18 protein-coding genes, 1 tRNA gene and 2 pseudogenes are annotated in these 25,272 nt (G+C 69.8%); 14 read left to right on the forward strand and 7 right to left on the reverse strand.

The genetic code is table 11. From position 1 onward, the window contains the following. Positions 1 to 92: 92 nt before the first annotated feature. From tmk to DDJ31_RS21285, 4 genes are all read left to right on the forward strand, one after another. Positions 93 to 3,560 carry a dTMP kinase gene (gene tmk / locus DDJ31_RS21270; protein ID WP_127178735.1) on the forward strand — a complete coding sequence of 1,156 codons (3,468 nt, stop codon included), beginning with the start codon at positions 93 to 95 and terminating at the stop codon, positions 3,558 to 3,560. 381 nt (positions 3,561 to 3,941) lie between these two features. Continuing rightward, positions 3,942 to 5,147, forward strand: a complete 1,206-nt coding sequence (locus DDJ31_RS21275; protein ID WP_127178733.1) for a DNA polymerase III subunit delta' — start codon at positions 3,942 to 3,944, stop codon at positions 5,145 to 5,147. A gap of 223 nt (positions 5,148 to 5,370) precedes the next feature. Continuing rightward, on the forward strand, positions 5,371 to 6,981 hold the full coding sequence (locus DDJ31_RS21280; protein WP_127178732.1) for an alpha/beta hydrolase: 1,611 nt from the start codon (positions 5,371 to 5,373) through the stop codon (positions 6,979 to 6,981). 127 nt (positions 6,982 to 7,108) lie between these two features. Then, positions 7,109 to 7,185 (forward strand) — tRNA-Thr (locus DDJ31_RS21285). Positions 7,186 to 7,641: 456 nt separating this feature from the next. Here DDJ31_RS21285 and DDJ31_RS39895 read toward each other — a convergent pair. After that, complete coding sequence (locus DDJ31_RS39895) at positions 7,642 to 8,316, reverse strand: CHAT domain-containing protein (protein ID WP_127178731.1); 675 nt, start codon at positions 8,314 to 8,316, stop codon at positions 7,642 to 7,644. Positions 8,317 to 8,596: 280 nt separating this feature from the next. Continuing rightward, positions 8,597 to 9,595: a TauD/TfdA family dioxygenase gene (locus DDJ31_RS21295; RefSeq protein ID WP_164784921.1), complete on the reverse strand. Its 999-nt coding sequence runs from the start codon at positions 9,593 to 9,595 to the stop codon at positions 8,597 to 8,599. A gap of 239 nt (positions 9,596 to 9,834) precedes the next feature. Here DDJ31_RS21295 and DDJ31_RS21300 point away from each other — a divergent pair, with 239 nt between their 5' ends. The 3 genes from DDJ31_RS21300 (at position 9,835) to DDJ31_RS21310 (ending at position 13,131) form a co-directional block, all read left to right on the forward strand. After that, positions 9,835 to 11,325: a class I adenylate-forming enzyme family protein gene (locus DDJ31_RS21300; RefSeq protein ID WP_127178729.1), complete on the forward strand. Its 1,491-nt coding sequence runs from the start codon at positions 9,835 to 9,837 to the stop codon at positions 11,323 to 11,325. After that, the gene (locus DDJ31_RS21305) at positions 11,322 to 12,332 is read left to right on the forward strand and encodes an aldehyde dehydrogenase family protein (protein WP_164784920.1); all 1,011 of its coding nucleotides are present in this window, start codon (positions 11,322 to 11,324) and stop codon (positions 12,330 to 12,332) included. Before DDJ31_RS21300 ends, DDJ31_RS21305 begins: the two co-directional genes overlap by 4 nt. 115 nt (positions 12,333 to 12,447) lie before the next feature. Further along, entirely contained in the window at positions 12,448 to 13,131 is a 684-nt protein-coding gene (locus DDJ31_RS21310) for a GPP34 family phosphoprotein (protein WP_127178727.1), read from the forward strand. A 266-nt stretch (positions 13,132 to 13,397) separates the two neighbouring features. Here the strand turns inward: DDJ31_RS21310 and DDJ31_RS21315 are convergent, their stop codons facing one another. The 3 genes from DDJ31_RS21315 to DDJ31_RS21325 are packed head-to-tail and all read right to left on the reverse strand — an operon-like array spanning position 13,398 to position 15,959. Beyond that, positions 13,398 to 14,093 carry an SDR family oxidoreductase gene (locus DDJ31_RS21315; RefSeq protein WP_008744236.1) on the reverse strand — a complete coding sequence of 232 codons (696 nt, stop codon included), beginning with the start codon at positions 14,091 to 14,093 and terminating at the stop codon, positions 13,398 to 13,400. 16 nt (positions 14,094 to 14,109) lie between these two features. Next, a complete protein-coding gene (locus tag DDJ31_RS21320; RefSeq protein WP_008744237.1) occupies positions 14,110 to 14,760 on the reverse strand; it encodes a response regulator in 651 nt (216 codons plus the stop codon). Beyond that, a complete protein-coding gene (locus tag DDJ31_RS21325) occupies positions 14,757 to 15,959 on the reverse strand; it encodes a sensor histidine kinase (RefSeq protein WP_008744238.1) in 1,203 nt (400 codons plus the stop codon). The genes DDJ31_RS21320 and DDJ31_RS21325 overlap by 4 nt, the downstream gene beginning before the upstream one ends. 153 nt (positions 15,960 to 16,112) lie before the next feature. On the opposite strand from DDJ31_RS21325, the gene DDJ31_RS21330 reads away from it, so the two are divergent. Beyond that, on the forward strand, positions 16,113 to 16,715 hold the full coding sequence (locus DDJ31_RS21330; protein WP_127178726.1) for a hypothetical protein: 603 nt from the start codon (positions 16,113 to 16,115) through the stop codon (positions 16,713 to 16,715). A 34-nt stretch (positions 16,716 to 16,749) separates the two neighbouring features. Beyond that, positions 16,750 to 16,874 (forward strand): annotated as a pseudogene (locus tag DDJ31_RS40065) (IS481 family transposase); the annotation flags it as partial. A gap of 81 nt (positions 16,875 to 16,955) precedes the next feature. On the opposite strand, the gene DDJ31_RS21340 reads toward DDJ31_RS40065, so the two are convergent. Further along, positions 16,956 to 17,399, reverse strand: a complete 444-nt coding sequence (locus tag DDJ31_RS21340; protein ID WP_008744241.1) for an FAS1-like dehydratase domain-containing protein — start codon at positions 17,397 to 17,399, stop codon at positions 16,956 to 16,958. Positions 17,400 to 17,567: 168 nt separating this feature from the next. Here DDJ31_RS21340 and sbnA point away from each other — a divergent pair, with 168 nt between their 5' ends. The 4 genes and pseudogenes from sbnA (at position 17,568) to DDJ31_RS21360 (ending at position 23,366) form a co-directional block, all read left to right on the forward strand. After that, positions 17,568 to 18,650: a 2,3-diaminopropionate biosynthesis protein SbnA gene (sbnA, locus tag DDJ31_RS21345; RefSeq protein ID WP_127178725.1), complete on the forward strand. Its 1,083-nt coding sequence runs from the start codon at positions 17,568 to 17,570 to the stop codon at positions 18,648 to 18,650. After that, the gene (sbnB, locus tag DDJ31_RS21350; RefSeq protein WP_127178724.1) at positions 18,644 to 19,645 is read left to right on the forward strand and encodes a 2,3-diaminopropionate biosynthesis protein SbnB; all 1,002 of its coding nucleotides are present in this window, start codon (positions 18,644 to 18,646) and stop codon (positions 19,643 to 19,645) included. Before sbnA ends, sbnB begins: the two co-directional genes overlap by 7 nt. A gap of 596 nt (positions 19,646 to 20,241) precedes the next feature. Further along, positions 20,242 to 20,678, forward strand: a pseudogene (locus DDJ31_RS21355) (sensor histidine kinase); the annotation flags it as partial. Between the two features lie 777 nt (positions 20,679 to 21,455). Next, positions 21,456 to 23,366: a peptidoglycan recognition protein family protein gene (locus DDJ31_RS21360; RefSeq protein ID WP_240678121.1), complete on the forward strand. Its 1,911-nt coding sequence runs from the start codon at positions 21,456 to 21,458 to the stop codon at positions 23,364 to 23,366. Positions 23,367 to 23,439: 73 nt separating this feature from the next. Here the strand turns inward: DDJ31_RS21360 and DDJ31_RS21365 are convergent, their stop codons facing one another. Then, complete coding sequence (locus tag DDJ31_RS21365; protein ID WP_127178723.1) at positions 23,440 to 24,147, reverse strand: hypothetical protein; 708 nt, start codon at positions 24,145 to 24,147, stop codon at positions 23,440 to 23,442. Between the two features lie 271 nt (positions 24,148 to 24,418). Between DDJ31_RS21365 and DDJ31_RS21370 the strand changes: the two genes are divergently transcribed. Continuing rightward, positions 24,419 to 25,243, forward strand: a complete 825-nt coding sequence (locus DDJ31_RS21370) for a hypothetical protein (RefSeq protein ID WP_127178722.1) — start codon at positions 24,419 to 24,421, stop codon at positions 25,241 to 25,243. The last annotated feature ends 29 nt before the right edge of the window (positions 25,244 to 25,272 follow it).

Below are 25,272 nucleotides of genomic sequence, written 5' to 3' on the forward strand. Positions count from 1 at the left end.
AAACGCACGCCCCGACAACGCTTTGGTGTCGGGGCGTGCGTACGTTCGGGCGGGCGCGGCTGGTTGTCGGTGGCTGCCGATAGGCTGAAAGCATGACGCGAGCCGAGCAGCCAACGGCCCACCAACCCGCCCCCGACGACGCACTGGTCGCGGACTCCCGCGAACGCGCCGTCCGCGCTCTCCTGCGCGAACCGCAACTGAAGCGGTTGTGGAGCGCCCAACTGGTGAGCGGAGTCGGCGATGCCCTCGCCCTGCTGGTGGTGGTGGTCCTGGTGCTCCAGGCAGCCATCGCCGAAGGCGCCCTCGGCGGCGGCTTCCGAGGCGTGGCGTTCGCAGTGGCGACCGTTTTCGGAGTGCGCATCCTCGCGACGCTCCTCTTCGGGGCGGTGCTCCTGGGCCCGCTCACCACACTCACCTCGCACGAGGGCCCCCTCGACCGCCGCTGGACGATGGTCGGGGCCGACGGCCTGCGCGCCCTGCTGCTGATCATCGCGCCCCTGTGGATCGACTGGACGCCGGACAACGCGCTGGCCGTCCTGCTGGTCACCGCCTTCGTGACCGGAGTCGCCGAGCGCTTCTGGACGGTGTGCAAGGAGAGCGCGGCCCCCGCGCTGCTGCCCGCCCCGCCCCTTGAGGGCGCGACGGTACGACCGCTGCCCGACCACATGGACGCGCTGCGCCGGCTCTCCCTGCGCACCGGCTTCGTGGCGGTACCGCTGGCCGCCGCCGTCCTCGTCGTCGCGTCCCTCGTCAACAACCTGCTGGGCGCCGGGATCGGCTGGTTCGCGCAGCACCAGGCGGCCCTCGGCTCGTACGTCGCGGCCGGACTGTTCGCCGCGTCCCTCTCGGTGCTGACCTTCCTCGAACTGCCCGCCGTCCGCACGCCACGCGCGCGTTCCCCGCTGGAGGGCCTGCGCCGTCCCAGGACCGGCACCGGCGTCGACAAGGGCCGCACCGGCGGCATCCCGCTGCTCGCCCTCGCCTCCGCGTCCGTCGCCGGCGCGATCGCCGCCGCCGTCGCCGTCTCGGTGCTGCACGCCACGGAGCTGGGCGGCGGCCCGGTCCTCTACGGGCTGATGGTGCTCGTGCTGACGGGCGGGGTCGTCATCGGCGTCCGCACCGCGCCGAAGGCGCTCGTGACGCTGTCCAGGCGCCGCCTGCTCGCGCTGGCGATCGCCTTCACCGGCGTCGCGCTGCTGGCCGCCGGGCTCGTGCCCGACGTCACCACCGTGCTGCTGGTCCTCACGCTGGCCGGCGTCGGCGCGGGCGTCGCCGCGAACACTGGGCACACCCTCCTCGACCAGGAGGCCGAGGACTACCGGCGCACCCGCACCACCGAACACCTGCACGCGCTCGTACGGGTCTTCGTGGCGGTCGGCGCGCTGCTCGCCCCACTGGTGGCGGCGGGCATCGGCCCGCACCGCCTGGAGAACGGCAAGTTCGTCTTCGCGCACGGCGGCGCCGCGTTCACGCTGATGCTCGTCGGCGCGCTGCTGCTGCCGCTCGCCGCGCTGGTCCTCGCCAAGGCCGACGACCGCTCCGGTGTTCCCCTCCGCAACGACCTGCGGGACGCGCTGCTCGGCGGCGACGACCCGGTGCCCGACCGCGCGGCCACCGGCTTCTTCATCGCCATCGAGGGCGGCGACGGCGCGGGCAAGTCCACCCAGGTCGACGCGCTCGCCGAGTGGATCAGGGCCAAGGGCCACGAGGTCGTCGTCACCCGTGAACCCGGGGCGACCCCGGTCGGCAAGCGGCTGAGGTCGATCCTGCTCGACGTGTCGAGCGCCGGGCTCTCCCACCGCGCGGAGGCCCTGTTGTACGCGGCGGACCGCGCGGAGCACGTCGACACGGTCGTCAGGCCCGCCCTGGAGCGCGGCGCCGTCGTCGTCTCCGACCGGTACGTCGACTCCTCGGTGGCCTACCAGGGCGCGGGCCGCGACCTGTCGCCGACCGAGGTCGCCCGAATCAACCGCTGGGCGACGAACGGCCTCGTACCGCATCTGACAGTCCTGCTCGACGTCTCCCCGGAGATCGCCCGCGAGCGGTTCACGGAGGCGCCCGACCGGCTGGAGTCCGAGCCGGCCGAGTTCCACGCGCGCGTGCGCTCCGGTTTCCTCACGCTCGCCGCCGCGGCCCCCGGCCGCTACCTCGTGGTGGACGCGGGCCAGGAGGCCGAGGCCGTCACGACGGTCGTCCGGCACCGGCTCGACCAGCTGCTGCCGCTCTCCGAGGCCGAGGTGAAGGCCCAGGAGGAGGCGCGCAGGAAGGCCGAGGAGGAGGCCCGCCGCAAGGCCGAGGAAGAGGCCGCACGCAAGGCCGAGGAGGAGCGGCTGGAGCGCGAGCGCCAGGAGCAGCTCGCCAAGCTGCGCGCCGAGGAGGAGGAGCGCAAGCGGCGCGAGCTGGAGGAGGCGCAGCGGCGCGAGGCCGAACGCCAGGCCGAGGAGGCCAGGCTGCGCGCCGAGGAAGCGCGTCGGCGTGCCGAGGAGGAGCGGGCCCGCCTGCTCGCCGAGGAGAAGGTCCGCGCCGAGGAGGAGGCCCGCCGCAAGGCGGACGAGGAGCGGCGCCGCAAGCAGGCCGAGGAAGAGGCCCGCCTGCACGCGGAGGCCGAGGAACGGCGGCTGGAGAAGCAGCGCAAGGCCGAGGACGCCCTGCGACGCGCGGAGGAGGCCCGCCGCCTCGCCGAACAGGCGGCCACCGTGGCGGAGACGGGCCCCAAGAGGTCCTTCCCGCGCGCGGACTCGGACGACGGGACCGGCGCCGGGACCGGGACCGGGGGCTCGGGCGCTGGTTCGGGGTTCGGTTCGGGGGCCGGTAGGTCTTCTGGCTGGGACAGGGCTTCGGGTTCGGACCGGGCTTCGGGTTCCGGTTGGGGTTCGGGGTCGCGTTCGGGTTCTGGGTCCGGTTCTGACTCGGGTTCTGGTTCGGACTCGGGCTCTGGTTCGGATTCCGGTGCCGGGCGGGCCTCCGGGGGTGCCTCCGACGAGACGGCCGTGCTGCGGCCGGTGCGGGACGGCGACGACGGCGGCCGGGACTCCGGCGCGTCCGCGCGGGCGACGGGATCGCGTCGGCCCGGCGGTGAGTCCGAGTCCGAGGTGACGGCGACGCTGCCGAAGCCGCCGGCCCCCACGGGCGCGGCGGACGAGACGACGCAGCTGCCGCCGGTGGTGCCGGGCGCGGCCGACGAGACGGCCGTGCTGCCGCCCGTCGTGCCGGGTGCCGCGGACGAGACCGCCGTACTGCCTCCCGTGCGGGGCGGCGACCCCGTGGACCGGGTGCCGCGCGGGCTGTTCCGTGACGAGCCGGGCTCGGCGCGCGGCCGGCGGCGGTACCCCGACGGGGGCGACGACCGCACGCGGGAGCTGCCCCAGGTCGGCGCGGAGACCGGCGCGGACACACCGGAGACCGGTGCGCGGACGCCGCGTCGCAGGCCGCGTCCCGACTGGGCCGAGGAGACGCCGCTCGACGACCTCCCGTCCCTGGCCGACGAACTGCTCGGCCCGCGCGACGACGAACGCGACGACGACGCGGGCCGGGGCGGCCGCGGGGGGCGCGGACGCTGACGACGGCGCGGCGGCGCGAGGACGCGGCGGCGTGAGGAAATCGGCTGCTTGACCGTGCGCTGAGGTGCCGCAGTGCCGAGGTGTAGACGCGCCGAGGTGACGGCGACGGCGGGACTGCGGCGTGACGACGGACGCCGAACAACGGTGGACGTCGGAAGCTGGAAGCTGGAAGCTGGAAGCTGGAAGCCGGAAGCCGGAAGCCGGAAGCCGGAAGCCGAAACCCGGATGGCGGGCCGTGGACGGTGGTGGGGCGTGGACGGTGGTGGGGCGTGGGGCGGCGGATGCCGTCGGCCCGGCCACCGTCTTTCGTTGTCAGTGGCAGCCCGCACAATGGATGCCGGAACGTGGAACGCGGAACGTGACGGAAGGGCGGGGTGACACATGACGGTCTGGGACGACCTCGTCGGCCAGGAGAAGGTGGCTGAGCGGCTCGACGCCGCCGCGCGGGACGCCGACGCGCTGGTCACCGCGTACGCGACCGGCACGGCTCCCCCCGAGGCGTCGAAGATGACACACGCGTGGCTGTTCACCGGCCCGCCGGGTGCCGGGCGCACACAGACGGCGCACGCTTTCGCCGCCGCGCTGCAATGCGTGTCCCCCGACCGCGCGCTCGGCGGCTCACCGGGATGCGGATTCTGCGACGGCTGCCACACCGCCCTGATCGGCACGCACGCCGACGTCACCACCGTCGCCGCCGTCGGCGCCCAGATCCTCGCCGACGACATGCGGGACACCGTACGGAAGTCGTTCACCTCGCCGGCGAACGGCCGCTGGCAGATCATCCTGGTCGAGGACGCGGAACGGCTGAACGAGAAGTCGGCGAACGCGGTCCTCAAGGCGGTCGAGGAGCCGGCCCCCCGCACGGTCTGGCTGCTGTGCGCGCCCTCCCTCGAGGACGTCCTGCCCACCATCCGCTCCCGCTGCCGTCACCTGAGTCTGCTGACGCCCTCGGTCGACGCCGTCGCCGACATGCTCGTACGGCGCGAGGGCGTCGAACCGGCCGTGGCCGCCTCCGCGGCCCGCGCCACCCAGGGCCACGTCGACCAGGCCCGCAGGCTCGCCACCGACCCGGCCGCCCGGCAGCGTCGCGCGGCCGTGCTGAAGATGCCGCTGCGCGTCGAGGACGTCGGCAGCGCGCTCAAGGCGGCTCAGGAACTCGTCGACGCGGCCTCCGAGGACGCCAAGCAGCTCGCCGAGGAGATGGACGGCAAGGAGACGGAGGAGCTGAAGGCGGCGATGGGCGCGGCGCAGGGCGGCCGGATGCCGCGCGGCACGGCGGGCGTGATGAAGGACCTGGAGGACATGCAGAAACGGCGCAGGACCCGCACCCAGCGCGACAGCCTCGACCTCGCCCTCACCGACCTGACCGGCTTCTACCGCGATGTCCTGGCCCTGCAGTTCGGCTCCCGGGTGGCGATCGCCAACGGGGACGCGGAGGACGCCCTGGAGCGGCTCGCCCGGGGCAGCACCCCGGAGGCGACACTCCGCCGGATCGAGGCGATCGGCGCGTGCCGGGAGGCCCTCGACCGCAACGTGGCACCGCTGCTCGCGGTGGAGGCGATGACGATGGCGCTGCGGGCGGGCTGAGACCGGGCGGGCACCGGCCCGGGGTGAGGCACAGCGGTCTCAGGGCGGGGCGGTGCGCGGCGGCTGTGCCGCCGTCGGACGGGCTCGCCCGGGTCGAGGCGGGGCGGGCCGGAGCGCTCGCCGGAATGATCAGAGGATCCACGGGAGGTTGACCAGGTACCTCGTACGAGCCAGTTCGCGCACGCAGAGCATCTATCCCGTCGCTCACGGTTACTCTCGCTTGATGTACCTCAGGCGAACCCCCCGTCGGGCCCCCAGGTCCCCCGCTCCCCGGCCGCGCACCACCGGCACGCTGCTAGCCGCCGCGACCGCGGCGGTCCTGCTGGTCCCGGCCTGCTCGCCCTCGGGCTCGTCGAACGCCGTCGAGGGCGCGGCGCCGGTGGCGCTCGCCGTGCTGCCGAAGGCCACGCCGGCGGCGCTGGCGCCGTACTACGACCAGAAGTTGACCTGGCGGGGCTGCGGAGTCTCCGGCTTCGAGTGCACGACGATGAAGGCGCCCCTCGACTACGCCGACCCGTCCGCGGGGGACGTCAAGCTCGCCGTCGCCCGCAAGAAGGCGACGGGCGACGGCAAGCCGCTCGGCTCGCTGATGGTGAACCCGGGCGGGCCGGGCGGATCGGCGATCGGCTACCTCCAGCAGTACGCGGGCATCGGCTACCCGGCGAAGGTGCGGGCCCGGTACGACATGGTCGCGATGGACCCGCGCGGAGTCGCGCGCAGCGAGCCCGTCGAGTGCCTGGGCGGGCGTGCGATGGACAGGTTCACGCAGACCGACACCACGCCGGACGACCAGCGGGAGACCGGTCAACTCGTCGACGCGTACAAGAAGTTCGCCGAGGGGTGCGGGAAGCGCTCGACGCGGATGCTGCGGCACGTGTCCACCGTCGAGGCGGCCCGGGACATGGACGTCCTGCGGGCGGCGCTGGGGGACAGGAAGCTGACGTACGTGGGGGCGTCGTACGGCACGTTCCTCGGGGCGACGTACGCGGGGCTGTTCCCTGACCGGGTGGGACGGCTGGTGCTGGACGGCGCGATGGACCCGTCGGTGCCCTCGCGCACCCAGAACCTCGACCAGACGGCGGGCTTCGAGACGGCGTTCCAGTCGTTCGCGAAGGACTGCGTGCAGCAGTCGGACTGCCCGCTCGGCGGCAAGGGCACCTCGCCCGGCCAGGTGGGCGACGCGCTGAAGGCGTTCTTCCGGAAGCTCGACGCGCATCCCATCCCGACCGGCGACGCGGACGGCCGGAAACTGGGCGAGGCCCTCGCCACCACCGGCGTGATCGCCGCGATGTACGACGAGGCGGCGTGGGCGCAACTGCGCGAGGGGCTGACGTCGGCGATGAAGGAGAACGACGGCGCCGGCCTGCTGGTGCTGTCGGACGGCTACTACGAGCGGGACGCCAAGGGCCACTACACGAACCTGATGTTCGCGAACGCGGCGGTCAACTGCCTCGACCTCCCGGCCGCCTACTCCACGCCCGAGCAGGTCGAGGAGGCCATGCCGGCGTTCGAGAAGGCGTCCCCGGTCTTCGGCCGCGGCCTCGCGTGGGCGTCGCTGAGCTGTGCGTACTGGCAGGTGAAGCCGACGGGGGAGCCGCACCGGATCGAGGCGAAGGGCGCGGCGCCCATCGTGGTCGTCGGCACCACCCGCGACCCGGCGACGCCGTACCGCTGGGCACAGTCCCTCTCCCGCCAGCTGTCCTCGGCCCGCCTCCTCACCTACGAGGGCGACGGCCACACGGCGTACGGCCGGGGCAGCACGTGCATCGACTCGACGATCAACGCCTACCTGCTCAAGGGGACGCCACCGGCGGAGGGAAAGCGCTGCTCGTAGGCCCGACGGAGCGGCGGACGGGCCACGGCGGGGGCGCTTCGGGGGCGCCCCCGGGGGTGGCACGGAGCACCTCGGGGACTGTGTAGACTTACCGTCGTTGCTGACCGCGCCATAGCGGGGACAGCGCGCCGCCTTAGCTCAGATGGCCAGAGCAACGCACTCGTAATGCGTAGGTCTCGGGTTCGAATCCCGAAGGCGGCTCCATGGTGAACCCCAGGTCAGGCCTTTGACCTGGGGTTTCTCTCCTTCGTTGGCCTTGGGATTCGGGCGAATCGGGCACCTGTGGTCTGTGCATCGTAATGCGTAGGCTAGAGGTTTGGTTTCTGTGACGAGAATCGAGCTCCAAGCCTCTGAACTGGTCTTTTATGTTTCGGAGCGGCTGGTTTCGCCTCGTATCCGGGGTCTCCGGTGGACAAACGGTGGACAGCCGTGCAGTGGGGGTGCAGTCCCGCTTAGATTCCGACCAGGTTGGCTGGCCCTTTGGCTCGTCGTGGCACAGCGCGGCAGCGCTATCCGTGGTCCGTCGCTCTCGTAGGTCTCCGACAAGAGTGGCGGCTCCAACCGCAACCGACACCCAACAGCGCTCCCCCATATAGTTCGCACCGCCTGAGCGTGCGCGGGGTGCCGCGGTCCGAGTGAAAGATCACCCCGCGCACGTCACTACCGACAGCGGGTGTCCACGGCGGCCTGGACTGCGTCCACGACCAAGTCGGCACGCATGTGCTCGGCCAGCGAACCAGCCCATGACCTTGCCCGGGCAGCGTGGCGACGGGCTGGCGGCGGCGTGCGTCGCGCGCCAAGGCGGTCGCGATCGGCTTCGCCAGCCTGGCCACAGGGTCGCAGACTCGGTGATCGACGAGGGCGCCGGCGGTGCCTCAGGGGCGCCCACAGCGAGGGCCGTTCGGGCTCTCGCTCGCGCAACTGGGACACGGCGTGATGGAGGGACTCGGCGACGCTCGCGTCCTGTTGTCCCGTCAGGTGCTCGTAGAAGGCTTTCACCAGGCGGTTATTGGCCTGGTCGGTCACCGGCCAGAGGCTGCCCACCAGGTGGCTGAAGCTGGCGAGCTGGAAGGCCGACAGGAGGTTCAGGGACTCGTCCGGCAGGAGGCGGTTCTGGGCGGTGCCGCAAGCGGACAGGAAGGCCAGGCCGGCTTGGTCAAGCCGTTCCACAAGGGATGGCCGCCCTGGCCTGCGTCTACGGCGCGCAGGAGGCTCCGCTCCGCCCGCACTCGACCGCAGTCCCTCACGCAGCGGCGAGTGCGAGGCTCGGCGCGGTCCGAAGGTGCGCATCAAGTGGTTCTTTTGTTCGGTGGCCAAGGATCCCGCCGAGGTCATCGCCGTCGCCTTCGACCAGGCCGATTACCGCGACTTGCTCCACCCGCGGTGCTGGGCGTGCTGGCCGACGGGGACCGCCACTGTCACCAGATCGAGCGGGGTTGGTCCTGGCTGGTCACCGGGACACCCAAACTGAATAGCGGTCGAGGAGGCGAGGCGCAGTTCCCACAGGACGCACATGACGGAGGGCGTCGAACCGAGTGATTGTCGCGGGCGGCGATGCCCGTTGTATCCGGTGACGTTCCACCGACTGAGACTCTTCAATCGCCCTCGCGGCGGATCAACCAAGCACGCTGCCGCCGTCCCGGCGCACCGGCCGCGAGCGGCGGTGGTCCAGCGAGGCGTAGACCCGATGCAGCCACCGGTCCGTGCCGTCGTAGCGGGGGGTGAACGGCGTTCGGCCGTGCACGGCGAGCCGGTTGTCCACGATCGCCAGGTCACCGGCCCTCAGTGCCAGGGCCGAGCTCACCTGAACCAGTGCGTCGCGCAGTTCGGCCATGGCCACGCGGGCCTCATCGTCCAGTGGGTGTGTGGCCGAGAAATCCACCAGAATATCCGGGTCCTCCCCGGCGCCTTGCAGCACCGCGTGGGCCGGCACTACGCTCTCCAGGGCTTCGAATGAGGGGGGCGCCTCGGTGAGGAACCGCTCCCCGGACAGGACCTGCCGGGCCTGCGCCGAGAGCAGCGGCAGGGCACGCCGCACCGAGGCGGTGCACAGCCGGGCCTGTCCGGTCGGGTCCTCACGGACGCACAACAACCCTACGTAGTCTGGTCGGTTGGGGTGGAATGCGTTCTCGTTGTGCATTTCGAGCAGGACGGAGCCAGCGTTGCTCTGCAGGGTCTCCTGGCCCGGCACCGGCACCACGTTCTGCACCAGCGCGCCGGTCTTCTCGTTGCGGAACGCGACCACCTCGCCGAGCTGGAGCATCGCGGCAGTGATTATCGCGGCGGCCGTGGTGGCGATCCGCTCGACCGAGCCGGGCTGGGTCGGTGTGCGGGGCAGCTCGCGGCTGCCATAGGCCGGCGACACCGGTAGGTTGCGGATCAGCAGCACCGCGTCGGGGCCTGCGTCACGGCGGAACCGTCGAAGCTCGACGAGCAGTCTGGTCGGCAGCTCGACAGACGCGTCGCGGACGGCGGCCAGCCACTGCTGGTCGTCGGTGCGGCCCGGCTCGACCCGTGCGAGCCGGTCGGCGATCTCACTGGTCTGCCGGTACTCCGCCTCGGTCAGCACGAACGCGGCCGGCGGCGCGGCGGCCACCGTGTCGATCTGGGTCATGAACACGCCTTCGGTCCGATGGATTTCCGGTGGGACTGGGCAGCGGCCGGCAACCGAAAAATAAACGACCACTGGAGCAGCAGTCTGGGCAGGCAGCTATATTCGACCTATATGTCCTGGGCAAGGTTGGCTTACCGAGGCGTGGAGCGGATATAGATGCGAATATAGATCACGTGTAGTTCGCCCCGTAGGCTCACATCCGAAAGTAATCGGAGTCGGCTCCCGGGGGTCCTGTGGGGATGCTCATCAATACGGACGGCCGACGCTTTTCGTCGGCCGCTTTGGACGGTGCAATAACCGCTGTCGTACGGGAACTGCGACGGCACGGAATCACCCAGGACGATCGTGTAATGCTGACCGGTGCCAATACCGAGAAATTCGTCCTGGTCCTTTTCGCACTGATGGAACTGGGGACCTCGATCGCTCTGGTCGATCGCCGTACCCCGGCCGCCGAGCAGGCCCGACTCCTCATCGGCGCCGACGCCAGCCGACTGGTCACCGATGCCCCGCTGCCAGCTGGCAGCACCGAGATCGACCAGCTTTCCCTCGAGGACCTATGTGCCACCGCGTTGGCAAGGGCGGCGATTGCCGACCGTGCGCCGGACTGCGGCCCCGCGTCGTCCTTCGGCCGCGACCGGCTGGCCCGCTTCTCGCGCTGGTTCGCCCGCGAGGACGCTCTGATCGTGTGGAGCTCGGGCAGCACCGGCACCCCCAAGGGCATTGTCCGCTCGGGAGCCTCCGTCCGGGCCAACACCGAACGGACCAGCGCCCGGATGGCCTACCGAGCCACCGACGTGCTGCTGCCGCTGTTGCCCTTCACGCACCAGTACGGCCTGTCGATGCTGCTGCTGTGGCAGGACACGGGCTGCGCACTGGTGTTGCAGACCAGCAGCCAGCGCGTCGATGCGGCACTTGCCGCGATCCGCTCTCACCGCGTCACCGTGGTCGACGCGGTCCCGGCGACCTACCACACGCTGCTGAACTTGCTGGAGAGCGGCCGCGGCAGCGAAGACTGGCTCAGCACAGTGCGGATGTGGTGCGTGGGCGGGGAGCCGCTGGGAAGCGAGCCCCGGCAGCGTTTCGCCGACCGGATAGGCAGGCCGCTGCTGGACGGCTACGGCAGCAGCGAGGCCGGGAACATCGCGCTGGCCGTGCCGCCCACACCGATCGGCTGCGGCCGTCCGTTGCAGGGCATCGCCGTGCGGGTGGTCGATGGGGCGGGCATGCCGGTCGCCCCGGGCACCGTCGGCGAGATTGTCGTGCGCACCCCCGACTACATGACGGGCCTACTCGGACCGGGAGGCACGGTACTCGCGATGGAGCACGCCGAGTACCGCACCGACGACATCGGGCAGATCGACGTCCAGGGCAACCTCACCGTGCTGGGCCGCAGGGCTGCGGTGCACCGACTCGGACACACCCTCTACCCGGACGGCATCGCCGACCGGGCAAGTGCCTGTGGTGCTCTGGTCCGGGTGATCCCGGTCGTACCCGAGGGGTCGGACAGCCGGGCACAGCTGGTCTTCTTCGTCGCCGACCGGGCCGAGCGGTCCGCAGCGCACTGGCGGTCCGCAGTGGCCGAACACATCGCGGAGCACGAGCGGCCTAATCGCGTGGTGGTTGTTCCGGAATTCCCAATTAACAGAACGGGCAAAGTCGATCGCCAGTCACTACAGAGGCTGGCGGAATCCGCAGTCGCGAGAGACGCCAAGAAAGGAGAACTGCAGTGAACCAGATCGTCGCCGAAACCAAGGCGGAGCCGCAGTATGAGATTCCCTTCGCCGATCGGCTGGCCATCCTGAGGAATGTGGCGGAGCTGCTCCGGACGCGCCGTGACGAAGTTCTCCAGATACTTTTCGAGAGCTGTAACTACCGGACCGCGGTCGGTGAGATCGAGGTCTCCATCGCGACCCTTGAGGGTGCCGAGCAGGAGATGGCCAGGTTCCGCCCGCCGCGGCTTGAGCAACTGGCCGTTCTCATGCCCTCGAACATTCCGCTCTACAGTTACATCCTCTACCTGCTGATCCCCAGTCTCTACAGCGATCGCCTGGTGTTCCGGCCGTCAGGTCGGATCAGCAGCCAGACCGAGCGGCTGCACAAACTGCTCGGCGAGGCGCACGGTCTGCCGATCGTGTTGCGCCAGAGCGGGCAGCGGGACTTCCTTCGCAATGACGTGACAGGATCACAGGTGCTGGTCTTCACCGGGGCCTTCGAGAACGCCGAGAAGATCCGCGGTCAGCTCCGCAAGGACCAGCTGTTCCTTTACTTCGGCCAGGGCATTAACCCGTTCGTGGTTGGCCCAGACGCCGACGTAGGCAAGGCAGTGGACGGCGCGCTGCGGGCCAGGATGCTGAACTCCGGGCAGGACTGCTTCGGCCCGGATGTGTACTTCGTCCACACCTCCGTCAGCTCCCAGTTCTTCAACCTGCTCAGCCGCCGGGTGCGATCGCTGAAGCACGGCCGCCACGAGGATCCGACCGCCGACTACGGTTCGATGTACTACCTGGACGCCTTCGAGGGAGCGCTCGCCCACCTGGTGGACGACCGTGTCTACATCCTGGTCGGCGGCCGGGCCGACCTGACCGAGGGGCACCTCACGCCCACCGTGCTGGTCCGGCCTGTGGAGAGCGTGGCCGAGGCCGTGCTGGAGACTTATCTGCGCACCACCCGTGCGCTGCTGTTCCACGCCCAGTTCCTCGCGCAGCACGCCCACACAGTCGCGGTAACTCCATGCTGATACCCCGTTGCATGTCCATGTACATCGATATCGAACTGATGCTCAGGTCGACGCAGGACCGGCCCATCCTGTCGGCCGATGGGCGGTTCTGGGCCGCACGGTTAACGTCGAAGCCGTGACCGATGCGCTGCATAACCGCATGTACCTGCTGGCCTACGACGCCGCAGTCCACGGCCCGTTCAATCGCAGCCGGGCTGCCTTCCTGGTCCGCGCCGCGGTGATAATCGAGCTCGCGCTGGGCGGGCAGATCGTGGAGGCGGACGGAGAGGTCCACGTGACGGAGGCGGCGGCCGGTGCGGGGCCGGTGACGCGCGGGGCACGTGTCCGCTATGCGGCACCGGGGACCGGTTGGCGGGCCCTGTTGCTACGGGACCGCGTCGAGACCCTCCAGGCAGTGGAAGAGCACCTCGCGGCCCAGGGCCTGCTGACGATCGAGGATTGCCGCGCGCTGGTGGCCCCCGCACGACATGTGACTCTGACGGACCTGGCCGACTGCGGCACGGTCCACCGGCAGGTCGCCATGGTCCTGCACGACACCGGGCCAGCCAGCGGGGTGCCAGTTGCGGATGCCGCGCTGCTGGCGCTGGCCGCCGTGGGGGACCTGTCCCAGGTCGTGTCCCGCACGGATCCCCGTCAACGGGCCCGGATCGAAGTGCTGACGAGCCGGATCGGTGACATTGCACCTGGCCTCGAACGGGCGGTCCGTGCACTCCCGTTCGAGCTGGCCAGGCCCGTGTCCAGCTTCGCGAACACATGCCACACACCGGCAACGGGCGGGGGGAGCACCGGGCGAAGCTGAGGTGTCGTGTGCTGCCGCTGTTCTCTGCCCAGCCGTCGGCCCGCGGGACGACGGCTCCAGCCCGGGCGCCCGGGCCGCTCTCCGGATCAACCCCTCGTGCAGCAGGAGTTCCGCAGGAAGCGCGCTACCGTGACTGACCGATGTCAGCAGCCTGGCCACGCCCACGGGGGCTCAGCCGCCTGATGCCACAGTCCGTGTCGAGCACCGGACTTCGCCCGTTCCGCTGAGCCGTAGTGCCACCGGTCGGCTGCCCTGCCATGGCTGGGTCAGCGGCCCAGGCCGGAACCGCCGTCGACCGGGATGATGGCGCCGGTGATGTAACTGGCCTGGTCAGAGGCGAGGAACCGGATGGCGGCGGCGGTCTCGTCGGGATGGGCAGAGCGGGCGAGCGGGATCTGGCTGAGCAAGGCGGTGCGCCGACCGGCTGAGAGGGCGTCGGTCATGCCGGTGTCAACCAAGCCCGGTGCGATGACGTTGCAGGTGATGTTGCGCGAGCCCAGCTCACGGACCAGGCCGATCAGAGCGGCCTTGGCAGCGGCGTAGTTGGCCTGGCCGGCGGCGCCTTGGAGGGCGACCACCGAGGAGACAAGGACGATCCGCCCCTTTCCCGCTCGCAGCATCCCGTGGGCGGCCCGCTGGACCGTACGATAGACAGCCGTGAGATTGGTGTCGAGCACGGTGGACAGGTCCTCCTCGGACATCCGCGTCAACAGCGTGTCCCAGGTGATGCCCGCGTTGGCTACCAAGACCTCGACCGGGCCGTGCCGCTCCTCGATCTGCTGGTAGGCCGACTCCACATGGTTGGGATCGGTGATGTCGCAGCGGATGGCCAGGCAGCCCGCGTCGGTGAGGGTCTGCGGTGGCTCGCTCGAATGGCAGGTGACCGCGACCCGGTCGCCGAGTTCGGTGAAGGCGCGCGCGGAAGCGAGCCCGATGCCACGGTTGCCTCCGGTGGCGAACACAGAGCGTTCATTCTGTTCATCCCTCCAGTTCCCGTACCAGCACGGCGGCCTGGGCCCGGCTGCGTAGGTTCAGCTTGCTGAGCAGGCGGCTCACATGGGTCTTGACCGTGGTCTCCGCCATCTGTAGACGGGTCGAGATCTCGGCGTTCGACAGACCCCAGCCGAGGCAGGACAGCACCTCGCGCTCCCGGGGAGTGAGCGTCTCCAGCGCCGCGGAGTCGGTGAGCCTGTCGCCCCGGGAGGCCCGCGAGGAGGCGTATTCGGCGATCAGACGCCAGCCGATGGTGGGCGCGATCAGGCCGTTGCCGGCCGCGACCGTACGCACGGCGTCGATCAGGCCGTCGGCGTCGATGTCCTTCAGCAGGAAGCCGGAGGCGCCGGCGCGCAGCGCGCCGAAGACGTGCTCGTCCAGGTCGAAGGTGGTGAGTACCAGCACGTCGGCGAGCTGTTCGGCGACCACGGTCCGGGTGGCCGAGACTCCGTCCAGCCGCGGCATCCGCACGTCCATCAACACCAGGTCCGGCCGGAGCCGGCGGGTCAGAGCCACGGCTTGTTCGCCGTCGGCGGCCTCGCCCACGACCTCGATGTCGGGCGCGCTGCGCAGGATCAGAACGAGTCCGGAGCGGACGGCGGACTGGTCCTCGGCGACGATGACACGGATGGTCACGGTGTTCCTTCCGCAGGGGTGGAGAGAACGGGCTGGTCGATGGGGAGTGAGGCGCAGACCTGCCAGCATCTGCCGTCGGGGGTAACCTGGGGGCCGGCCTGGAACGAGCCGTGCAGCAGGGCCACACGTTCCCGCATCCCGATCAGGCCCGCACCGGATCCGGGGACCTCCGGTTGCTCCGAGTGGTCGGCGAAGGGGCTGCTCACCTGCACGGTGAGCACGTCGTCCTGCTGGGCGAGGTGAACGATGACCGGCCCCGGGGCGGCGTGCTTGAGCGCGTTGGTCAGAGACTCCTGGGTGATTCGGTACGCGGCGAAGTCGACGGGCGAGGGCAGTTCCGGACCAGGCGGCCGGGTGTCGTCCACGGTGACGTCCAGGCCGTTCGTGCGGGCGCGCGCGACCAGCGCGCCCAGGCCGTCCAGGGTCGGCACCGGCGCCGGATCCGCTTCGCTGCCGCGGTCCCGGAGCAGTCCGATAAGGCGACGCATCTCCGACAAGCCCTCGACACCGTTCTCCCGGATGACCGCGAGTGCGTTCTTGGCGTTCCCCGGGTCGTCCAGCGAGAGTGCGGCGGTGGAGTGGAGGGCGATCGCGGTAAGCCGGTTGGCGACCATGTCGTGCAGTTCACGGGCCATCCGGGTGCGCTCGGCGGTGATCGCCTGCGCCCGGTCCATCTCGGCCAGCCGGATGCTCTGCCTGGCCTGCAACCTGGCGGAATCGGCAGCCTCCCGGTGGTTGCGGACGAGGGCTCCCGTGGCCGCCGGAACGAGGGTGACCAGGCCGATGACCACGCCGATGAACACTGCCTCGGAGGGGCCGTACCAGGCGATGAAGCCCACGGTCGCGGTGACCGTGACCAGCCCGGCGATGACCGGAATCCGTTGGGCGGCAGAGCGGCTGCCGTAGAGGACGGCGGCGTACACGAGGTCGGTGAACATCAGCACCGTTGCCAGGCTGCCCGAGGTGAACTGGTCCCCTACCAGGGCGAGAAAGCCCAGCAGCAGGGCGGTCTGCGGCCTGACGCGCCGAAGCATCTCAAGCCCGGCGGTCACGGTCAGCGGCAGCAGTACCCACGCCCCGTCCAGCGGCCGATCGGCCTGGGGATACTGTCCGAGCAACCACAGCACCAGGCCACCGGCCAGCCCGACAAAGGCGATTGACAGATCGTCACGATGAGGTTGTGAACAAGGGGTGGCCATTTCACCATCCAACCACCGGGTGCTCAGGGGGAGCCTCCTCCTCACAGCGGACCAGGACATACATCGAAGGATGCAGGCAAAGGTCGTTATCGCTGACGACGTCCCGAACACGCGCGGACGCCATGATGACGAGGTGAGCGGAAGGAGCTCGACGTGATCGTCACCCTGATCGTCATCTGCGAGGTCAGCTTCTGGGTGCTGCTGGCCGCTGGGCTCGCCGCCCGCTATCTGCTCAAGTTGCGGCGCACCAGCGTGGTCATGCTGCTGTGCGAACCACTCCTGGAGGTCGTCCTGCTGGTCGCGACCGCGGTCGATCTTCGTAATGGTGCCAAGCCGAGCTGGGAGCACGGCCTCGCGGCCATCTATATCGGCTTCACGGTCGCCTATGGCCACTACACGATCAGCAGGCTCGACGGTTGGGCCGCATATCGCTTCGGTGGCGCGCCACGGCCGGCCAAGCCACCGAAGTACGGGATGCCGCGCGCCCGACACGAGGGCAAACTGTGGCTGCGTACGCTGCTTGCGGGGGCGGTCGCCTCCGGCCTTCTGCAGCTGGCGATCTGGTATGTGGGGAACGGCACGTCCGCCGCTGATGCATTGCGTCTCTGGCAGCTGGTCGCGCTGCGCGCGGTCGGGATCCATGGCGTGATCGCGGTCACCTATCTGCTCTGGCCGAAGAAGGCGCCGACCGAGGAGCCCGCGGGGCGCGCGGCGACGGCTGAGCGGCTCCCCCGGGAGCACTCAGGAGGGCGCTGAGGTCTGCCGATCCAGTGGGACCACTCTGATGTGCGGTTGGCGGGCCAGGGCGGTAGCGAAGACGTCCGTTGCCGGGGCATCGGCTACGACTACGTGCACGCCGCCGTGGACGACCACTTCCGCCCGGCTTACGCCGAGATCCTGGCCGACGAGAGAGGACAGGGGCCGGTAGCGGTGATCCACTGACAGGTGCACCTTGCTGGTCTTGTGTCCTGAACATGAAAGAGGTGTGGGACAACTCTAGTGGGACCGGGCGGCCAGGGACATGTACACCGTCCCCACTGCCGCCCGGTTTTGTGCGGTCACCTCCGCCCGTAGCTCCAGGACATCGCTGCCTCCGAGTGGCTTCACCGCGTCGATGTGGACCGTCAGAAGCAGGAGGTCTCCGGCGAACACCGGGCGGCGCAGCACGAACCGCTGGTCGCGGTGGACCACTCGGTCGTAGTCCAGCCCGACCTCGGGGTCGAAGACCGCCTGGTCGGAGGCGCGTTGCATCGGCACGCACAGGAACGTCGGCGGGGCGAGGAGGTCGGGGTGACCCAGCGCCCGTGCTGCCTCGAGGCTGTGGCAGGCGGGATGCCGCTCGCCCACCGCCAGGGCGAAGGCGCGGACCTTCTCCCGCTCCACCGGGTACGCCGGGCCGGGTGGGTAGACCCGGCCAGCCAGCGAGGCGTCCAGTGCCATGCGTCCTCCAGTCGGATTCGGTCGAGGGCCACGACGCCCCAGCAGACTGGAGAGAACTACATCGTCTCTACATGGCGTGGACGGGCCGGGAGCTACGTGGAGGCGGCTGACCACACCGGCTCACGCGTATAGATCGCTGATAGCAACACTCCTGATACTGCTGGCGGAATGAGATCGAGAATCGGGGGCCCACGCCTCTCCGACGATGAAGGGAGAGCCGTGTCCACAGGGCTCAAGGGCATCCTCTCGACGGTGGGCAATACCCCGCTCATCGAACTGGACCGGCTGATATCCGGATTCTCCTCACACGTGTTCGCCAAGGTCGAACGGTTCAACCCCGGCGGCAGCATCAAGGACCGCTCGGCGCTCGGCATGCTGATGGCGCGCCTTCGTGACGGGCAACTGGTGCCGGGCCGGTCAACCGTCATAGAGTCCAGCTCCGGCAATCTGGCCATCGGACTGGCACAGATCTGCGGCTACTTCGGTTTGCGCTTCATCTGCGTGGTCGATTTCCGCACCACGCAGCAGAACCTGGCAATCCTGCGGGCTTATGGGGCCGATGTCCGGGTCGTCACCGAACCTGACCCTGCCACAGGAGAGTTGCTGCCCCAGCGGCTCCGGCTGGTGGCTCAGCTGCTCGAGGAAACCCCAGATTCCTACTGCCCCGACCAGTACACCAACCCGCTCAACCCTCAGGCGCATCTGACCACCATGGCGGAGATCGACACGGCCCTCGACGGCCGGATCGACTACCTTGTGGTTTCCGCTGGCACCACCGGCACACTGGGCGGTTGCGCTGAGTACATCCGCCGCAGAAAACTGCCCACCAAGGTGGTGGCGGTGGACGCTATCGGCAGTGTCCTCTTCGGCTCGACCGTGGCCTGCGAGCGGCTCATACCCGGCCACGGCAACTCGGTGCCCCCCAGGCTGCTCAGACGCGAGGACGCACACCGAGTCGTCCATGTGAGCGACCTGGACTGCGTGGTGGGCTGCCGTCGGCTGGTTCAGCGCGAAGCGGTGCTGGCCGGCGGCTCCTCCGGCGCGGTGGTCGCGGCTCTGGGGCGGATCGCCGCCGAGATCCCTCCCGGTTCCAACTGCGTCCTGATCCTGCCTGGCGGTGGCGACCGCTACCTCGACACGGTCTACGACGACCAGTGGGTTCGCCACCACTTCGGTGAGGTCTCCCACTTGTGGAAGGGCCCGAACCCCATCCCCGAACCTGACCAGCGGAAAGCGAGTGCTCAGTGCTAATAGTCGGCCACAACGAGGTGCGTGCGCTGCTCGAAGAGCGGGAGCAGGACATCCTCGACTTGATCGCGCGGGCCTACCGGTTGCATGGCGAGGGCCGCAGCGCGGTCCCGCACTCGGTCTTCCTGCGCTTCCCGGAGGAACCGGCCAACCGCATCATCGGCCTGCCGGCCTACCTGGGCGGCTCCGAACCGGTGGCCGGGATCAAGTGGATCGCCAGCTTCCCCGGCAACGTGGCACGCGGCATCGAACGGGCCAGCGCGAGCATGGTGCTGAACTCCATGGTCGACGGTCGTCCAGAGGCGTTCATCGAGAGCTCACTGATCTCCGCCAAACGCACCGGCGCCTCCGCCGCACTCGCCGCAGGGCTCCTGTGCGCCGAGCCGGAGCCCACCGGTATCTCCCTGGTAGGGCTGGGCCCCATCAACTTGGAGGTGCTGCGCTTTACCACTGCCCGGCTGCCCTCGCTGCGCACCGCCACGGTGTACGACCTGGACACCGAAAGGGCCAAGGTCTTCGCCGAGCGGGCCCGCCAAGTGGTCCCTGGCCTGACGGTGGCAGTGGTCGACAGCGCCGCCGCGGCGCTGGGCGCGCACCCGCTGGTCTCGCTGGCCACCACGGCGGGCAGGCCACACATGGACCTGTCCGCCTGTCAGCCCGAGGCGGCCGTGCTCCATGTCTCGTTGCGAGATTTGACCGTGGCAGCGGTGCTGGACGCGCAGAACGTGGTCGATGACGCCGACCATGTCTGCCGTGAGCGCACATCCCTGCACCTGGCCGAGCTGGAAACGGGCGGGCGAGAGTTCGTGCATGCCGAGATTGGCACCCTGCTACGCGGCGGCTCCGGCTTCCGCCGCGAGGCCGGGCGCCGGGTGGTGTTCTCGCCGTTCGGCCTCGGTGTCCTCGACCTGGTGCTCGCCCGGTGGGTTCGTGATCGAGCGAATGCCGAGGAGGTCGGAGTCCGAGTCGAGGGCTTCTTGCCGGGCGGGGCCGCCTGACCCGCCGTCGCTCGCGGAAGGGGGGCCCATGTGTACGAGCGGACCGTCCTCCGTGTAGGGGCGGTGGCACACCGCGCTTCTCTCGACTCGACCGACCGAAGCGGACGTGCATCCGCCATGCTGCGGAGGTTCGTGCGGTGTGGTCGACCGGCGGGAGCGGGTCGCGCCGGAGCCGGTCGGTGAGGTCCGGTCCGTTCACTCCGGGCCGGGCTGCCGTGCCGGCCAGAAGGGGGCCTGACGGGTACTGGATCCGCTTCAACGTGTAGTCGCCGCCATTGTTGATCGGGGTCGGTCCTCTTTGCCAACGACCCGTCGCTTGCCCGATGCAGCGCCTCAACCAGAACGCGGACGCCTCGCGCTCGGTGCTCACCGGGTCGGACGGCGCGAACCACGCAGCGGCCTGATCAGCGACAAGTGGGCCATCCCCGGCCCGTACTCCTTCGACGACGCGAAGTTCCCCGCCGCAGTCATCCGTGCCGCGCATCACTCAGGCCCTGTTTGCAGCTTGGCAGGTATACGTGACGGACTTCGCGAATTCGACGGACACCTCCGAGCGATGCGCAACGACGAGTGCGACATCGATCTGGACGCCTTCAGGCTACCGGCATCGACTCGTCACGGTCACCTTTCTGCTCGGCGCCGCCCGCCGCATGGTGGCCCGCGATCCGGCCAGCGCCGACGAACTCCTCGAACGCGCCCAGTCCGCAGCCGAACAGGCACTGGGCCGATCTGTGCACTGTCTCGCGGAGCATCCTGCCCCCGGTTCTGTCTGACCGGGGCCTGGTCGGCGCGCTCTCCGGACCGCCGCGAACTGCGCGGTGCCCTGTCGGACCGACGTCGAAGCGCCCGAACGGTGCGCCACTTCGTCGAGGTGACCGTCTACTTCGTCGTGGCCGAGGCCCTGACGAACATCGCCAAGTACAGCGGCGCCGCACAGGCGGCCGTCACGGTCCGCAGCCGTGGCGGCCACCACATCCTGCTCGTCGAGGACGACGGCCGGGGCGGCGGCCGACGGTATGCTCTGCCTGGCCTTTGGAGTGGGCGTTCCATATGTTTGACCGCACGGACACATGTGTTCGCTCTGGGACAGATCATTGGGCAAACCGCGTTTGTATGAGACCGACAAAGCATCCTGGTTGTCCTGCTGATCCTCTGAACAGCTGCGCTTGTGTGCTCGGGGCTCTCTCTGGCGGCCCTGCAGCAACTCCGCCGGTGGACAGCCGGTGGACAGACGCCTTTGGACGGTGCATCACGGGGTGGCACAGGTCAACCTGCTGCACGTGCTCTGATCAGCATAAACGTCACCGGACAGCATGACGAGGCACTACGCAACACGATCACTGATGGTCTCGTAATGCGTAGGTCTCGGGTTCGAATCCCGAAGGCGGCTCGGAATTACCCCAGGACTCACTCGCCGTGACCTGGGGTTTTTTCATGTTCCGTGTCTCCGAGGCGCTGGTGCTGTGGGTGTCTCAGCGCAGCGGTTCCGCCGTGAACTCACCCGACGCCGTGTTGCCCGGCTCCCCTCCCCGCAACTCGGCTCGGGCCATCCCCGCCCCCCGCCTCCCTCCCCGGTCCGACCCGCCTCGACGGCCCCGCCCGGCCCGCCCCCCGCCGTCCGTACGCATGTGTGCGGGGCGTGAGGTGTTCGTGGGGGGAGCGTGTTCCTTGCGTTCCGGGGTGTCTGTTCTTACGTCTCCCTGGCTAGACGGGCGTCCGGCGGGCAGAGGGGCGCGGCCTCCGGGCGACGGCGGTCCCGCTGGACAGGCCCACGTGTTCGGTACCGAAAAACTTCATCAGAGGACATTCCTTGCGGAAATCCCTACACAAGAAGCCCTCCCGGAAAGTGCTCACCGGGATCGTCGCGGGCGGCGCCGTCGTGGCGGGCTGCGTCGCGCTGTTGCCGTCGGTGGCGCAGGCCGCGTTGAACGACGACGCCTCGCCCGAGCGGCAGGCGTACTTCGTCGACGCGGCGAAGGAGTTCGATGTGCCGCTCCCGGTCCTCATGGGCATCTCCTACCAGGAGTCCCAGTGGGAGGACCACGACGGGCGGTACAACACCTCGGGCGGCTACGGCCCGATGAACCTGACGGACGTCACCGCCCGGATGGTCTCCGGCGGGGGCGCCGGCGCGGTCGGCCGCGGTGACGTCGCCGAGTTGACGTCGGACCCGGCTCTGCACACGTTGAAGAAGGCGGCGAAGCTGACCGGCGCGTCGGCGCGGGACCTGCGCACCGACGACAAGGCGAACATCCGCGGCGGTGCCGCGCTGCTCGCCTCCTACCAGAAGCAGCTGACCGGCTCGACCTCCACCGACCCGGCCGACTGGTACGGCGCGGTGGCCAGGTACAGCCAGTCCACCGACCGCAAGGCCGCACAGGTGTTCGCCGACCGGGTCTTCACGACCGTGGCCAAGGGCGCCTCCCGTACCGTCGACGGCGGCCAGAGCCTGAAGTTGGCCGCCACCAGGTCGGTGAGCCCTGACAAGGGGCGCCAGCTTGCGGCGCTGAAGCTGAAGGCGAGCGTCTCGGACAGCGACACCGAGTGCCCGGCCACCGTCGACTGCACCTTCCTGGCCGCGGCCGCCTCCAACGGCCAGGTCGCCAACCGGCCGGGTGACGGGGTGAAGGTCGACTACATCGTGCTGCACGACACCGAGTCGTCCTACGACTCCGCGATCAAGACGTTCCAGACGCCCGGCAGCGGCGACTCGGCGCACTACGTCGTGCGGTCCTCCGACGGCGCCGTGACCCAGATGACGCCGACCAAGAACATCGCGTTCCACGCCGGCAACTACTGGTTCAACATGCACTCGATCGGCATCGAGCACGAGGGCTTCGCCGCGCACGGCGCCAGCTGGTACACGCAGACGCAGTACCAGACCACCGCCGAACTGGTGAAGTACCTGGCCGCCAAGTACGACGTGCCGCTCGACCGGCAGCACATCATCGGCCACGACAACGTGCCCGGCCCGCAGGACAGTTACGTGGCCGGCATGCACTGGGACCCGGGGCCCTACTGGGACTGGCGCTCCTTCATGAAGCTGGTCGGCGCCCCGGCCGCGAGCCGGGACGGCAAGAGCCCCGCGGTGGGTTCCGCCGTCACCGTCTCGCCGGACTTCGGCGGCAACGAGCAGACCGTCGAGGTCTGCCCCGACGACGACCCGACCGGCGCCACCCCCGCCTGCACCGACCGCACCGAGTCCGCCAACTTCCTGCCGGTGCGCACCGGGCCCAGCGCGTCGGCGCCCCTGTTCGCCGACCCGGCCGTGCACCCGGGCGCCGGCGCCGGCTCCGACGTGATCCACGACTGGGGCAGCACGGTCCAGGCAGGCCAGCAGTTCGTGGTCGCCGACCGGGACGGCGACTGGACCGCCATCTGGTTCAGCGGCGCGAAGGTCTGGTTCTACAACCCGGGCGGGGCCAACACCGAGCCCGCCGAGGGCGTCACCATCGTCCGCTCCGGTTCCCAGGGCGCCACGCTGTACGGTTCCGGCTACCCGCAGGCCGCCGAGTACCCGGCGGGACGCTCGCCGTCGCAGCAGAAGGCGCTGACCGTGTACACGTTCCCGGCGGGCCAGGCGTACGTGGCCACGAAGCCGGCGGTCCCGGCGGACGACTTCTTCGCCTCGGACGACACCTACGTCACCGGCGCCGCCCGCTACTACACCATCCAGTACAACCACCGGGTCGTCCTGGTGGACGCGGCGGGCGTCTCCTAGGCCGACCGCATCTGACCGCCGCGGCGCGAGGAACCGACCATCGGTTCCTCGCGCCGCGGCGGTTTCGGTCCGCCTACAACTCGGGGAAGTCCGGGACCATCGCGACGGCGAAGGCCAGCCGGCGGTCCAGCCAGCCGACCTTGATGGAGATGTCTACGCTGCTGTCGTGCTGCGGGAGTCCCTTGGAGGTCATCACCAACTCGTCCCCGCAGTGCCATTCGAGAACGCGGCCCTGGTTGGCGGGGGGATCGCCGGCCGCCGCCATTTCCAGGAGCAGGTTCAAGGTCGTTTCGACGCCGCGCATGGCGAGGCCCTTGGGGGTGTTGTGCGCGAGCGACCACGGGCTGCGGCCCGAGATCTCGGGCCGGCCCGGCTGGTCGACGCGCCAGGTGTGGTGGACCAACTTGTTCGCCGGGGGAATCCGGCGGAGCGTGCCGACAGCCTGCCCCTCGCCGTCCCGGACGATCCGGTGGACCTCCTTGCCGACTTCCACGGGTTCGTCCACGGCACACAGGACCTGTTGGGCCGCCTCGTCCTCGTAGAGGACGGGCTCGACCACTGCGCTTGTGGCCAAGTCGGTCCGGAAATAGGCGCAGGGCGCGTAGGTGCGGACGTCTTTCACCTGACGGGGAACACGCACCGCGAGCCGCCCGAGCTGGGGCTTCTTCGCGTGGACGACCGACCGCTCGGTCCTCCCGATGGTGATCCGACGCACGTCCTCCCAGCGGATGGCCTCCACCGGTGGTGCCTGCTCCTGCGACTTACGCTTGCCGAACACCATCGGCGACATCCTCCAGCCCGTCAGTAACGCAACGAACAGAGCCTATCGGGGAGATGGTGAGAGCATCACCGCGGTGGTGCCGGGGACGAATCCGCGGTCAGGGGTCAACTGGAGCGATCCGTAGCGGGAAGTGGCGCGTTGCGGGTCCCGCATTTCGAGCTGCCCGGCGGACCTACGGTGGTCACAGTGGGGGGTGTCCGTCCCCAGAGAACAGGCCGCTTCTTTGATATTTAGACGGCTGAGATGCGATGAATTGAGGTATGCACCCTTTATGCCTTCCTATGACAGCTCCCGGGCGCGATTCCGGCTCGCGGATCGCCACGTAGCGGTGCTCGCGCATCTTCTCGACGGCGAGAATCCGCCCGAAGATCTCTGGGCTTCACTCGGTGAGCTCGTGCGGATCGGCCTGGTCGGCGAGGAAGGCGAACTGGCGCCCATCCTCAGGGATCTTTTGAGTGCCCTGGCCGCTCCGCTGGCCCTGGTGACCGTGGAGGTCATGGGGGAGCACGGCACGATCAACCACGGCGTCATCGTGGGACATCGGACGATGATCGCTCATGAGGGTTGGCCGGATGAGGAGGAGTCCGAGTACACGCCCATCGCCCCGCACAGTCTGGTCTGGGAGTTGGCCCGCATGGTCAATCTCCAGGCCGACGACGAGGCGACTCCCGTTGTCTCCCGTGTCGAGACGACCATGGGCGCCCTCGACGCGGCGTTGTCCGTCCTGGAACAGGACGTGAGCGACGAGGCCGCGACCAGGGATCTCATCCGCAAGGCGTTGACGGAGGCCGGCACTCCCGAGGAGCCGGGCCTGACCGAACTCACCGAACTCATCATGGCCATGAACGCGATGTGGCGTATCACCACGGCCTGGGACGGCAAGCATGAAGGCGAGCGGGCCGCGATGGTCCGGGGTCTGGCGGTGTGGGATTGCGGGCCCCGAGGCTACTGGGTCAGGGAGAAGCCCACGGAGCCCATTCTGGAGGGGCAGGTCGGCCCCGAGAGCGAGCTGTGCCTGGTGCGTACGAGGAACGGCGACATCTGGGGGAAGATCACGGACCTCCTCCCGGACAAGGAGGAGCTTATCGACGCCTGAGCGTCGGCGGAGAACGGGGCGCAGTGAGA

The organism is Streptomyces griseoviridis (genome assembly GCF_005222485.1).
Classification (GTDB): Bacteria; Actinomycetota; Actinomycetes; order Streptomycetales; family Streptomycetaceae; genus Streptomyces; species Streptomyces hintoniae.